The organism is Burkholderia sp. SCN-KJ (genome assembly GCF_024656005.1).
GTDB lineage: Bacteria > Pseudomonadota > Gammaproteobacteria > Burkholderiales > Burkholderiaceae > Burkholderia.
The window spans coordinates 226,125-238,923 of record NZ_JANKOG010000009.1 but is presented as its reverse complement, the minus strand read 5'-3'; the positions used below and the strand labels follow the sequence as shown (position 1 = coordinate 238,923).

12 protein-coding genes are annotated in these 12,799 nt (G+C 68.5%); 4 read left to right on the top strand and 8 right to left on the bottom strand.

Annotated elements, in window-relative coordinates:
- The first annotated feature begins 31 nt into the window (after positions 1–31).
- Both cobO and NQV17_RS17465 read left to right on the top strand, forming a co-directional pair.
- Entirely contained in the window at positions 32–634 is a 603-nt protein-coding gene (cobO, locus tag NQV17_RS17470; protein WP_257773190.1) for a cob(I)yrinic acid a,c-diamide adenosyltransferase, read from the top strand.
- A gap of 3 nt (positions 635–637) precedes the next feature.
- Positions 638–1,942, top strand: coding sequence for a cobyrinate a,c-diamide synthase (locus NQV17_RS17465; RefSeq protein WP_257773189.1), 1,305 nt, complete (start codon positions 638–640; stop codon positions 1,940–1,942).
- A 35-nt stretch (positions 1,943–1,977) separates the two neighbouring features.
- On the opposite strand, the gene bamE is transcribed toward NQV17_RS17465, so the two are convergent.
- Positions 1,978–2,517: an outer membrane protein assembly factor BamE gene (bamE, locus tag NQV17_RS17460; RefSeq protein ID WP_124521791.1), complete on the bottom strand. Its 540-nt coding sequence runs from the start codon at positions 2,515–2,517 to the stop codon at positions 1,978–1,980.
- 167 nt (positions 2,518–2,684) lie between these two features.
- Positions 2,685–3,848 (bottom strand): M20 aminoacylase family protein, encoded by a 1,164-nt coding sequence (locus NQV17_RS17455; protein ID WP_124485510.1) that lies wholly within the window; start codon positions 3,846–3,848, stop codon positions 2,685–2,687.
- Positions 3,849–4,202: 354 nt separating this feature from the next.
- Here NQV17_RS17455 and NQV17_RS17450 point away from each other — a divergent pair, with 354 nt between their 5' ends.
- Both NQV17_RS17450 and NQV17_RS17445 read left to right on the top strand, forming a co-directional pair.
- Positions 4,203–5,273: a type IV toxin-antitoxin system AbiEi family antitoxin gene (locus tag NQV17_RS17450; RefSeq protein WP_257773254.1), complete on the top strand. Its 1,071-nt coding sequence runs from the start codon at positions 4,203–4,205 to the stop codon at positions 5,271–5,273.
- Entirely contained in the window at positions 5,242–6,147 is a 906-nt protein-coding gene (locus tag NQV17_RS17445) for a nucleotidyl transferase AbiEii/AbiGii toxin family protein (RefSeq protein WP_257773188.1), read from the top strand. Before NQV17_RS17450 ends, NQV17_RS17445 begins: the two co-directional genes overlap by 32 nt.
- A 42-nt stretch (positions 6,148–6,189) precedes the next feature.
- On the opposite strand, the gene NQV17_RS17440 is transcribed toward NQV17_RS17445, so the two are convergent.
- The 6 genes from NQV17_RS17440 to NQV17_RS17415 form a co-directional block, all read right to left on the bottom strand.
- A complete protein-coding gene (locus tag NQV17_RS17440; RefSeq protein WP_257773187.1) occupies positions 6,190–6,612 on the bottom strand; it encodes a PIN domain-containing protein in 423 nt (140 codons plus the stop codon).
- A complete protein-coding gene (gene vapB / locus NQV17_RS17435; RefSeq protein ID WP_044843570.1) occupies positions 6,609–6,875 on the bottom strand; it encodes a type II toxin-antitoxin system VapB family antitoxin in 267 nt (88 codons plus the stop codon). Before vapB ends, NQV17_RS17440 begins: the two co-directional genes overlap by 4 nt.
- Positions 6,876–7,160: 285 nt before the next feature.
- Positions 7,161–8,177 (bottom strand): GNAT family N-acetyltransferase, encoded by a 1,017-nt coding sequence (locus NQV17_RS17430; RefSeq protein ID WP_257773186.1) that lies wholly within the window; start codon positions 8,175–8,177, stop codon positions 7,161–7,163.
- Positions 8,177–9,016 (bottom strand): formyltransferase family protein, encoded by an 840-nt coding sequence (locus NQV17_RS17425; RefSeq protein ID WP_257773185.1) that lies wholly within the window; start codon positions 9,014–9,016, stop codon positions 8,177–8,179. The genes NQV17_RS17430 and NQV17_RS17425 overlap by 1 nt, the downstream gene beginning before the upstream one ends.
- An 86-nt stretch (positions 9,017–9,102) precedes the next feature.
- Positions 9,103–11,367 carry a TonB-dependent siderophore receptor gene (locus tag NQV17_RS17420; protein WP_257773184.1) on the bottom strand — a complete coding sequence of 755 codons (2,265 nt, stop codon included), beginning with the start codon at positions 11,365–11,367 and terminating at the stop codon, positions 9,103–9,105.
- Between the two features lie 46 nt (positions 11,368–11,413).
- The gene (locus tag NQV17_RS17415) at positions 11,414–12,790 is read right to left on the bottom strand and encodes a lysine N(6)-hydroxylase/L-ornithine N(5)-oxygenase family protein (RefSeq protein ID WP_257773183.1); all 1,377 of its coding nucleotides are present in this window, start codon (positions 12,788–12,790) and stop codon (positions 11,414–11,416) included.
- Positions 12,791–12,799: the final 9 nt, after the last annotated feature.

Below are 12,799 nucleotides of genomic sequence, written 5' to 3'. Positions count from 1 at the left end.
TTTTGTTTCGCTTTCGACAGGACGATTCCCGATGAAGACCGATGCCGAATCCCATCAGCGGATGACCGAACGCCGCCGCGCCGGCCATGAAAAGAAGCAGGCTGCCGCTACCCAGGAAAAGGGCCTGCTGATCGTCAATACCGGCAACGGCAAGGGCAAGAGCACGGCCGCGTTCGGCATGGCCGTGCGCGTGCTCGGCCATGGCATGCGGCTCGGCGTCGTGCAGTTCATCAAGGGCGCGCTGCACACGTCCGAGCGCGACTTCCTCGCCGCGGTCGCGCAATGCGACTTCGTGACGATGGGCGACGGCTATACGTGGAACACGCAGAACCGCGACGCCGACATCGCAACCGCCCGCAAGGGCTGGGACGAGGCGCGCCGGATGATCGAAAGCGGCGAGTACCGGATGGTGATCCTCGACGAGCTGAACACCGTGCTGAAGTACGAATACCTGCCGCTCGACGAAGTGCTCGCGACGCTCGTCGCGCGCCCGGAATCGGTGCACGTCGTCGTCACCGGGCGGCATGCGCCCGATGCGCTGATCGATGCGGCCGACCTCGTCACCGAAATGCGGCTCGTCAAGCATCCGTACAAGGACCAAGGCGTGAAGGCGCAGCCCGGCGTGGAGTTCTGAGCGATGCCGGCCTGCCCCGCGCTGTTCGTCAGCGCGCCCGCGTCCGGCCAGGGCAAGACGTCGGTGACGGCCGGCCTCGCGCGGCTGCACCGGCGGCTCGGCCGGCGCGTGCGCGTGTTCAAGACCGGGCCGGATTTTCTCGATCCGATGCTGCTCGAACGCGCGAGCGGCGCGCCCGTGCATGCGCTCGACCTCGGCATGGTCGGCGAAGCCGGCTGCCGCGCGCTGCTCGCCGATGCGGCGCGCGACGCGGACCTGATCCTGATCGAAGGCGTGATGGGGTTGTTCGACGGCACGCCGAGCAGCGCCGATCTCGCGGTCGCGTTCGGCGTGCCGGTCGTCGCGGTGATTGCCGCGAAGTCGATGGCGCAGACGTTCGCGGCGATCGCGTTCGGGCTCGCGCGGTTCCGGCCGGAGGTGCCGTTTCACGGCGTGCTGGGCAATCGTGTCGGGTCGCCGCGACACGCGGAACTGCTGCGGCAGGCGCTGCCGGACGACCTGCGCTGGCTCGGGCACGTGCCGGCCGATGCGGGCATCGCGCTGCCGGAACGGCATCTCGGCCTGCACCAGCCGGCCGACATCGACGATCTCGACGCGCGGCTCGAGCGTGCGGCCGACGTGCTCGCGCAGACGGCGCTCGCCGAATTGCCGCCTGCCGTCGCGTTCGCGGAACCGGACGCCGCCGCCGCGCTGCCGCGCGCGCTCGCCGGCAAGCGGATCGCGATCGCGCGCGATGCCGCGTTCTCGTTCATCTATCCGTCCAATCTCGCGCTGCTCGAGGCGCTCGGTGCGCAGCTGCGGTTCTTTTCGCCGCTTGCGGACGAACCCGTTCCCGACGATTGCGATGCGCTGTTCCTGCCGGGCGGCTATCCGGAACTGCACGCGGCGACGCTCGCGGCGAATGCCGTGACCGCGCGGACGATTCGCGCGCATGCGGCGGCCGGCCTGCCGATCGTCGCGGAATGCGGAGGGATGGTGTATCTGTGCGAATCGCTGACCGACGTGGACGGCGCGACGACGCCGATGCTCGGACTGTTGTCAGGCCATGCGACGATGCAGCGCCGGTTCGCGGCGCTCGGGATGCAGCAGCTGGACACGCGCACCGGGCCGATGCGCGGTCATACGTTTCATTATTCGCGGCTCGATACGCCGCTGGCGCCGGCGGCGACGGCGGCGCGGCCCGACGGCGCGCCCGGAAGCGGCGAAGCCGTGTATCGCGCGGGCCCGATCGTCGCGACCTACATGCACATGTACTGGCCGTCGAATCCGGAGATAGCGGCCGCGCTGTTCGGCGGCACGGCATTCTGACGAAAAATACCCCGGGACACCGCGCGGCTGCGCGGTCAGGGTTTTTCGCGGCCCGGCGCTTCCGAGCGCGAAGTCCGGATCACGGTGCCGTCGGGGGAGAAATGCGCGTTGAACATCGCGTCGCCCGATACGCCGCCCTCGGCCCAGTGCCAGCTCCACACTTCCTCATGGCTCAACGCGTATTGCGCGACCTCGGTCGGCTTGCCGAGCAGTTGCCGTACGTCGTCCTTCGACATCCCCGGCACGACCTTCGCGATGTTCGCCGCCGTCAGCGCCTGCGTGATCGACACGAGCCGGCCGTCGGGCCCGAAATCGAGCATGTACGTGCGCGTGCCGTACGGGCCGCGCGGATACTCGAAGCGCTGCGAGCCGTCGTCGCCCTGCCGGACCATCTCGGGCTTGCCCGCCTGGCGCAGCACGTCCTCGGTCGTCGAGACGCCCGGCTGCAGATTGCCGAACGCCATCGGATCGGGCTTGATCGCATTCACCGCGTCAGCCACCTTCTGGTCGTCACATCCGGCCGCCAGAACGCCGACCGCGCAAGCCGTCAGCACGGTCAGAAACTGTTTTCGCATGTCTTCCACACCTGTATTCATCGAGCCGATCCGGCGTCGCGCGCAGCGTAGCACGCGGCCCGTACCGTCGATGTCAAGGAGCGTCAAATTCGCGTAGCCCGCGCCGCGGCTTCACGGTCGCGCAGGCGCGCAGCGGGCGGCGGTGCCCACGTCGATGCGACGCGGCGTCACACCAGGAAGGTCTCCGCCAGCTTGACCCAGTACGATGCGCCGATCGGCAGCGCCGCGTCGTTGAAGTCGTAGCCGGGGTTGTGCACCATGCAGCCGCCCTCCCCGTCGCCGTTGCCGATGATCAGGTAGCAGCCCGGCCGCTTCTCGAGCAGGAACGCGAAATCCTCGCTGCCGGTGAGCGGCACCATCCCGTCGATCAGGTTCGCTTCGCCGACCCACCCGCGCGCGACGCCGCGTGCGAACGCGGTCATCTCCGCATCGTTGACGAGCACCGGATAGCGACGCTGGTAGTCGATCGTCGCGGTCGCGCCGAACACGGCCGCCTGCGCATGAACGACTTCCTTGATGCGTGTCTCGAGCAGGTCGCGCACTTCGGGCTTCAGCGCGCGCACGGACAGGCGCATCTGCGCACGGTCGGGAATCACGTTCGGCGCCTCGCCCGCGTGGATCGCACCGACCGTGACGATCGCCATGTCGAGCGGCGATACGTTGCGCGAGACGATCGTCTGCAGCGCGATGACGATCTGCGCGCACACGACGACCGGGTCGATCGCCTTGTGCGGCACCGCGCCGTGGCCGCCGCGCCCCTGCACGTCGATGGTCACGGTATCGGACGACGCCATGAACGGCCCCGGCAGGAAGCCGAACTTGCCGGTCGGGAAGCCCGGCATGTTGTGCATCGCGAAGATCGCGTCGCACGGGAACTGCTCGAACAGCCCGTCGTCGAGCATTTTCTTCGCGCCGCCAAGCCCTTCCTCGGCCGGCTGGAAAATCAGGTTCAGCGTGCCGGAAAAGCGGCGCTCGCGCGCCAGGTGCTTCGCGGCCGCGAGCAGCATTGCCGTGTGGCCGTCGTGACCGCACGCGTGCATCTTGCCGGGGATCGTGCTCTGGTACGGCAGGCCGGTCGACTCGTGGATCGGCAGCGCGTCCATGTCGGCACGCAGGCCGAGGCGCTGCGTGCCATTGCCCACCTTCAGCTGCGCGACGACGCCCGTGCCGCCGAGCCCGCGCTGCACCGTGTAGCCCCACGCCTGCAACTGCCCGGCGACGAGATCGCTCGTCGCGAATTCCTCGAAGCCCAGTTCGGGGTGGGCATGAATGCGGTGCCGGATCTCGATCATTTCGTCGGCGAGGCCTGCGGGGATCACGCTGTGCGTCACGGTGTCGTCTCCTGGGTTCCGTGGGGAATGTGCAGGCAAGGATAGTCGGTTGAGCGGCAACCGGGCAGCCAGAAAGTCGTCGTGGCGACAACCTGGAGTTGCCGTCCTGTCCTCCGGCACACGACGAATCGCACGGCGGGAGGAAACCGGCCATTCGGGCGACTGCCCGCCACGATCGTGATGCGCGAGACTGCGAGTTCGTCTTGATTTCTCAGGTGGGAGTGCACGTTGAGTTCCGTTCTCCATTCCGGAATAATCCCGTCACATCAAAGGGTTGAGCGTTCTTGTTCATTTTTTGACGGTTGTACATTTTTTGTGTACGCTGGCAGAAAAGTGAACAAGCGATCCACCCCGATGCCCGAGAACGCCACCCTGCCGATAGCGGAACAGCACGTGCTCGACGAAGCCTGCGCCGCGTTCGAACGCGCGACCCGGCGCTTCCGTGCGCGGCCCGTGCGCGTGCCGGCCGCCTATGACGCGCATGCCGACGCGATGATCCGTTTCGCCATTGCCGGGCAGGCCTTCGAGATGCCGGCGGCGGTGAGCGTCGGGGTCGAGTCGGTGCAGGACGCACGCGCGGCGCTGCGCCGGCGCGGCGGCGCCCCGCTGCCCGGCGAGCGGCCGCTGCTGCTGGTTGCGCCGTACGTATCGGTCGAGCTGGCCGCCCGCCTGACCGATCAAGGCATCCCGTTTCTCGATACGGCCGGCAATGCGTGCCTGATCCAGCCGGAAGCGACCGTGATGATTTCCGGCCGGCCGAAACCCGCCCGCACGCCGCGCCGGCGGGCATCGCGCGCGACGACGCCCAAGGGGCTGGCCGTGATGTTCGCGCTCGCGACGCAGCCGGGCCTCGTCGCGCAACCGTACCGGGCGATCGCTGCCGCGTCGGGCGTCGCGCTCGGCACGGTCAATCTCGCGATGGACGACCTGCTCGCGCGCGGCCTTGTCGCGCAGCGGCGCAACGGCGAACGGCTGATGCCCGACTGGCCGCGCTTCATGCAGGAATGGGTCGCGCTGTATCCGAGCCGCCTGCGCGCGAAACTGCCGGCCCGGCGGTTTGCCGCGCTCGCGCCCGACTGGTGGCGCGGCTTCGATTTCGCGGCATTCGACGCGCGGCTGGGCGGCGAACCCGCGGCCGACTTGCTGACGCACGACCTGAAGCCAGCCGCGATCACCGTCTATACGCATGGCGCCGTGTCGAACCGCCTGCTGCTCCAGGCGCGCCTGCGCCCGGACGAGCGCGGCGACGTCGAGTTGCTCGAAGCCTTCTGGCCGCCGTCGCCGGCGCTCGACTGGCGCGAGCAGGACGTGCCGCTCGTGCCGCCGCTGCTGATCTACGCGGATCTCGTCTCGTCCGAGGACAGCCGCAATCTCGCCGCCGCCGAACACATCCATGACCGATACCTCGCCCGCCCGCCCGCTTGAAGTCGACGCGCGCCGGCCGCTCGAGCCGACGGCGGTTGCGCTGCTGCAGGCGGTCCGCGCGGCCTGCGCGCAGCTCGACGCGGCATTCGTCGTCGCCGGTGCGACCGCGCGCGACATCCTGATGTGGCATGTCCACGGCATCCGCCCGGTGCGGGCGACGCGGGACGTCGACGTCGCGGTGTGCGCGGTGAGCTGGCCGTTTCACGAACGGCTCGTCGATGCGCTCGTCGCGACCGGGCGATTCGCGCGTGCGCCGAAGCATCAGCAGAAACTGCTGTTCGACAGCGGGACGCAAGGCTTTCGCACGGAACTCGATCTCGTGCCGTTCGGGCCGCTCGAAACGCCGCCCGGCGAAATCGCGTGGCCGCCTGGCGGCGATTTCGTGTTGAATGTGCTGGGCTTTCAGGAGGCGATCGATACGGCGCTGGTCGTGTCGATCGCGGCCGACGTCGCGGTGCCGGTGGCGAGCCTGCCGGCCCTTGCGCTGTTGAAGTTGCTCGCGTGGAAGGACCGGCGCGCGCGCCAGAACAGCGACGCGTACGACCTGTTGTTCCTGCTCACGCATTTCCACGACGCAGGCAATCGCGAACGCATCTGGGACGTGGCGCCCGACCTGCTCGAGCAGCACGGTTTCCAGCCTGAGGTGGCGGCGGCTGCGCTGCTGGCGCGCGATGCGCAGCGGATCGCTTCGCCGCAGACATACGATGCGATCCGCGCGCTGTTGTCCGACGAAGCAATCTACGCGACGCTCGGGCAGGATCTGCAGGCCCGCGCGTTCGCGCTGCTGCCGGGGGAATTCAGCGCGGACGCCGATCGGTATCTCGACGCGTTCCGCAGCGCCTTCCTCGCGGATCCGCCTGTTCCTCGCGCATGACGTGCGACCGCGCGAGCGCAACGCCGTCGCGCATTCACAAGCTCAGGCCGAGGCCGCCCAGTCTTCGAGCGACAACCCCGCGACGCGGCCGAACTCGCGACGATTGTTCGTGACGAGCACGGCACCGGCCGCGATCGCGTGACCGGCAATCGACGCATCGTTTGCGCCGATCGGTGTGCCGCGCGCGGCGAGGTCGGCGCGAATCGCCGCCGTTGCATCGACCGCCGCGGTATCCCACGACAGCACGCCGTCCAGCCGAGCGACAAAGGCCGTCACGAGTTCCGCATGCTTCGGCGATGCCTTTCTGCCGACCGCGCCGAACCGCATTTCGGCATAGGTAATCGCCGACACGACGATCCGGTGCTGCGCATTGACGCACGACTGCAGTCGGGACAACACCACCGGTGGGCGCTCGCGCATGATGAACGAACAGATGTTCGTATCGAGCATGTAGAGCGTGGTCACCGGCCCGACTCCGTCGGTGCGGCGTCATCGGCGCCGGACAAGTCGAAACGGCCGGATTCGACGACGGCCGGGCGCTCGACGAGGAAGTCGGCATCGGCCAGCGGTTCACTCGCGAGCGACAGCCACGTCGGCCGCACCGGCCGCAGCAGCAGCGTGTCGCCCTCGCGGCGGATCTCGAGTTCCGTCACCCCCTCGAATTCCATGTCCTTCGGGATGCGGATTGCCTGGTTACGGGCGTTCTTGAAAATGGAAACGGTGCGCATGAGCCACTCCAAGGGAGTACGATGCGTCCATTCTAGGCATATGCTGGCATATGTCAATATCGGGCGGCGCGGATGCGGGATCGCGCCTGATGCTGTCGCGGGTGTGCTTGCCATGTCGTCACGACCTGTCTGCGATGAGGGAGCGACCATTCTTCCTCATGCCGCCCACCCGATCCATATCCCGAACGGCCGATGCGCGCCCCCTGCAAGCCGCGCGAAACGTCGACGCTTGCGAATCGACGTTTCGACGAATCGACGCCTCGACACTTCGCGCCCCCGTCCCCGTCACGGCAACCGGAAAGTGTCGAAGAATGTTTCGCGCTCCATCACGGTAAGCGCCGCGCGCTTGTGCGGGAAATCGAACTCCTTCAACGTATGGAACCCGAGCCGGTGCATGTACGCGATATGCCGCACGTGATCGACGCGCGGCTCGCCGACGAGCCGCTGCGTGCGCGGTTCGTCGACGAACATGTAGTGCAGCACCCCGCTCCACCATGCATGCAGCTTGCCCGCGCTCTGGAAGCGCGAGTCGCCGATCAGCAGGTGCAGCCCGCGATCGTAGTCGTGCGCGTCGTAGAACGGCGCGAGGCGGTCCTCCTTCGCCCAGTAGAACTCGAAATAGCCGAACGGCGTGTCGTCGAAATAGCCGATCATCGGATGCATGTGCGGATCGGCGAGCCGCTCCGCGAGATACGCGGCGTGCTCGTCGAGCGTGCCGCGCTGATCCCAGAAATGCGCGACGCGATCGAGGTTCATCCAGTCGCTGAACAGCTGCGCATGCGCAGCGATGTCGACGGTGCGCAGGCTGAACGTCATCCCGACCTGCGGCATGTAGCGCGCATAGATCTCGCCGGCCGGCGACGGCGGCCGCACCGGGTGCCGGTGGCCGTTCGTGATCGTATAGCGCAGCGGCATCCCGCCCGACGCGGGGGCCTTCAGCCACGGCTGCGGGTTCTGCCAGAACGTCGCGCGCGATGCGGTGACGCGCAGCCGGTCGCCGGCGATCCGCGCGCCGTCGATCACGCCTTCGCGCACCGCGCGCGCGACGTACGACGCGACGGCCGCCGGATCGGCGCCGCCGAGCGGCACCGACACCGTCGCCGCGTCGTGCCGCGTGTCCGTGTTGAACAGCGCGACGAATTCCGCGAGCAGCGCCGCCGGCGGATCGCCGGGCCGCCACGCGTCGAGCGTGCGCTCGACGGCGGGCGGTTCCTGCCCGTGCGCGGCGCCGTCGAGTGCCGCGGCCACCTCGCCTTCGACCGCGTCTGCCGCGTTGGCCGGCTTCGTCAGCGTGTCTTCCATCACAGTGCTCCCGCGTCGTGGCGGTCGGCGAGGATGTGCAGCCCCCGCTCGAGCGCCGGAAACAGGCTGCGCTGGAAGTTGTTCCAGCGCAGTTCGAGAATCGTGTCGCCCGGCGCGATCGGCGTGTCGAGCACGTCGCAAATCACCTCGCCGGAATCGATGCCGTTGTCGACGTAGTGGAACGATGCGCCCGTCATCGTCACCGGTTCGACGCGCGAGGTCGTGCCGCTCGCCCAGTCGACCCGTTCGCCGCGCGCGCCGTGCAGCGCGTCGAGCGTCGCCCACGCACCGCGCCGCTGGTACGGCGAAGCGTCGGCCGTAATGCCGGGATGGATGTTCGCGATGCGGCGGTGAAAGCGTGCGCCGGGACGCACGAGCTCGTCGAGGATCACGAGCAGCCCGTCGAGCACGACCACGTCGGCGTCGAGTTCGAGCAGGCGTTCGAGCAGGCGGCGCTCGAACGCGTGCTTGCCCGTCACGCGCTCGCGCGCGTCGCGCGGCAGCCGGCGGTACGTCGATGCAATCGTGCAGAACAGTTCGTCGACCGGCCGGCCCTGCACCGTCAGCCCGTCGGGCAGGATCCACGGGCGGCCCGGCGTGCGCGCGAAGCCGTAGTCGGCGACCTTCGCGCGGTCGGCCGGCGAGCCTGCGTCGTCGTCGACGATCACGCCCTTGAGCGCATAGCGTTCGCCGAGCGGCGAGTCGTTCAGGCGCTCGACGAGGAATTCGAGCGGCGCTTTCATGTAGCGCGTGCCGCCCCGGTAGGCGACCGGCTGGCCGGCGCGATCGGCCGCGCCGTTGCGCAGCGACTGGATGTAGACGAGATTTTTCTTCGGCATGGAGGCGTCGTGGAAAAAACGGACGACGGCGCCGCGGCCCGCCCGCGCCGGCCCGAAGGCCGGTCGGCGCGCCGCGGCGCGCGGCGTCACCAGTTGTATTTCGCGGTGGCGAGCACCGTGCGGTCGGTCCCGAAAATGCAGACGCTGGTCGACTGGCAACCGCTGATGTAGTGGCGGTTGAACAGGTTCGTCCCGTTCACGGCGAAGCGCCAGTTGCGCGTGTCGTAGTGCACGCCCGCGTCGAACAGCGTGTAGCTCGCGACCGTCAGCGAGTTGTCGGCCGCACCGGCCGACGCGCTCTGGTAACGCACGCCGCCGCCCAGGCCGAAGCCCGTGAGCGGCCCCGTGTGCCACGTCCAGTCGGCCCACAGCGACGCCATCTGGCGCGGGCGCGGAATGTCGACCGGCCAGTTGTTCAGCGATGCGTCGTTCGCCTTCACGTTCTTCACGTCCTGGTAGACGTAGGACGCGATCAGCGACAGGTTCCGCGTGAGCTTGCCGGTCGCGTTCAGCTCGATCCCGCGCGAGCGCACTTCGCCCGTCTGGACCGACGTCGTGCCGGACGGATCGAGATTGAGCGGCGTCGACGTGAGCACGTTGGTCTGGTTGATCTGGTAGATCGCCGCGCTCAGCATCAGGTTCTTGCCGGGCGGCTGCCAGCGCAGGCCGGCCTCGATCTGCTTGCCGCGGGTCGGCTGCGGCAGGCCGCCGCCGTACAGGTTCACGCCGATCAGCGGGTTGAACGACGTCGCGTAGCTGACGTACGGCGACAGCCCGTAGTCGCCCTGGTAGGTGAGGCCCACGCGGCCGGTGAACGCACTGATGTCGGCCTTCGACTGCGTGCCGCCCTCGCGGTCGTCCATCCGCTGGTTGACCCAGTCCTCGCGGCCGCCGAGCGTCAGCGTCCAGCGGTTCCACTTGACCTGGTCCTGCACGTACAGCCCGAACGTGTTCATCGTCGTGTACGTGTTGGTGCGGTACGTGGTGTTCGGCGGCGAGAACACGGACAGCGTGACGGGCGTGTAGACCGGGTTGTAGATGTTCAGCGTCGGCGCGGCGGCCAGCCATTCGCTGTCGGTCGCGGTCTGCCGGTTGTACTGGAAGCCGAGCAGCAGCGTGTGTTCGAGCGGCCCCGTGCCGAAGCGGCCCTGCAGGTTGTTGTCGATGTCGAAGCGGCTGTAGTTCGTCTGGAACACGCCGGCCCAGCGGTTGATGTCGGTCAGGCTGCCGTCCGCGAAGCCCGCGCCGAACACCGAGCCGTTGTCGAGCGACAGGTGCATCCAGCGCACGTTCTGGCGGAACGTCCACATCGAATTCAGATTCCGCTCGAACTGGTAGCCGAGCGACCACTGCTTCTTGCGGTAGTAGTTGAAATCCGGATCGCCGCCGTAGACGTCCTTGCTGAGCTGCCCGTTCGGGTTCGGCAACACCGTGCCTTGCGCCGGCAGGAAGTTCGACGAGATGTCGCCCCAGTCCTGCAGGTAGGTGGCGGACAGCGTCAGCGACGTGTCCGCGTCCGGGCGCCAGCGGAACGACGGCGCGAGCGCGACGCGCTGGTCGTTGTTCGGGCCGGTCAGCGCGTTGCCGTCGCGCGCGACGCCGACGAACCGGTACGCATACTTGCCGTCCGCGTCGAGCTTGTCGCCGACGTCGATCATGAACTGCTTGCGCGCATAGTTGCCGAACTGCACGCCGGCTTCGCGCACGCGCTCGCCGTCGGCCGTCTTGGTCTGCACGTCGATGATCGCGCCCGGGTCGCCGGCGCCGTACAGCACCGACGTCGGCCCGCGCAGCACGGTGATGCTGTCGATCATGTACGGATCGACGCGCCAGCTCGACAGGTTCAGCGTGTTCGGCACCTGCAGGCCGTTCACATACGCAGTCGGCGTGAAGCCGCGCAGCGCCGCGTACCAGTCGGAACGGTTGTCCGAGCCGTACGACGAGAAACCCGGCACGTAGCGCAGCGCCGCGTTCACGTCGGTCGCGCCGGTCATCTCGATCTGCTGCGCGGTGACGATGTTGATCGTCTGCGGGATTTCATTGATCGACGTATCGGTCTTGGTGCCGGTCCGGCTGCGCTTCGCGACGAGCCCGACCGTGCCGTCGCCTTCCGAGCCCGCGTTGACGTTGATCGCCGGCAGCGTGCCGGACGTCGAGCCATTCTGCGCACTGGTCGACGTGCTTGCCGCCGCACTGGCCGCCGCACCATTCTGCGCACTGCCGGCCGACACCGCGGCACCTGCGTTCACGGCCGGCGCCGTCTGGGCGTATGCATGCCCTGCCGCCATCCCGAACGCCACGCTCGCCGCGGCTGCGATCGCACGCACACGCGTGCCTGTTGCCCACTCCATCTTTCTCTGCTCCACTTTCTTGATGCGGTCTCCGACCGCGCCTTTGTCAAAGAGCGAAAGCCATGCGGCCCGCGCTCGCCCCGTTTTGGTGTCGTTGTTCATGCAGCGCCCGGACCGCCCCGTCGTCATGGCCGGGCGCGATCCCTTCTTCGAGCGACGCGCAGATCTCGTCCGCACGACGAGCGAGGACCGACAGCAGCGTGTCGGACAGGCCGTGGCTGTCTTCGCAGCAGCCTTGCAGGTAGATGCGCGGCGCGAAGTGCCCGGGCGTCGCGAGCAGGTAGTCGCGCGTGACGTCGCCGCGCGTGAGCGCATCGCCCAGGTCCGGCGCGAGTCCTTCGAGCAGCGCCGAATGCGTGTCGCGCCGGTAGCCGGTCGCCAGCACCAGCGCGTCGAAGCGTTCGACGTGCGTCGCGCCGCTCATCCGGTCGCGCAGCGTCAGCTCGATGCGGCCGTCGGCGGTGCGCACCGCGGCCTCGATCGCGCTGTTCGCGCGCAGCGCGTGACGCGGCGTGCCGTCGATGCGCTGCAGGTACAGCATTTCGTAGATCTGCTCGATCAGCGGCCGGTCGACCACCGCGTAGTTGGTGTCGCGATAGCGCTCGAGCAGCGCGCGGCGCGCATCGTGCGGCTGCGCGTAGACGACGTCGGTGAACGCCGGGCTGAAGATCTCGTTGACGAACGGGCTGTCGTCGGCCGGTTTCAGTGCGCCCGCGCGCATCACGAGGCTCGCGTCGACGTGCGGGAAGCGGCGCGCGAGGTCGATGAACACCTCGGCCGCGCTCTGCCCGGCGCCGATCACCGCGACGCGGCGGCGCTCGCCGTCCGGCGACGCGACCAGCCGGTCGATGTCGGTCAGGTAGGACGACGAATGGATCACGCGATCGCGGCCGAGCGCGGCGAATGCGTCCGGCACCGCCGGCGTGCCGCCGACGCCGACCGACAGCGCACGCGTCACGCGCTGGCGTTCGTGGCCGGCCGCATCGCGCGACAGCACGCGCAGCGCGTCGACGCACGCGCCGTCGCCGCGCACGGGCTCGATCGCCGTGACGGTTTCGCTGTAGTGGACGTGCTCGTCGAACGCGTCGGCGACCCAGCTCAGGTAGTCGTGGAATTCGACGCGGGTCGGATAGAAGTTCTTCAGGTTGACGAATTCGTTCAGCCGGCCGCGTTCGAACAGATAGTTGATGAACGTGTAGCGGCTCTTCGGATCGCGCATCGTGACGAGATCCTTCAGAAACGAGATCTGCATCCGGCAGTCGTCGAGCAGCATGCCGCGGTGCCAGCCGAATTCCGGCTGGCGTTCGACGAAGCAATGCGCGAACGGACGCGTGCCGCGGCGTTCCGCGAGGCGCACGGCCAGCGCCAGGTTCGACGGCCCGAAGCCGACGCCGATCAGGTCGAATACCGTTTCTCTCTGCATGTCTCTCAG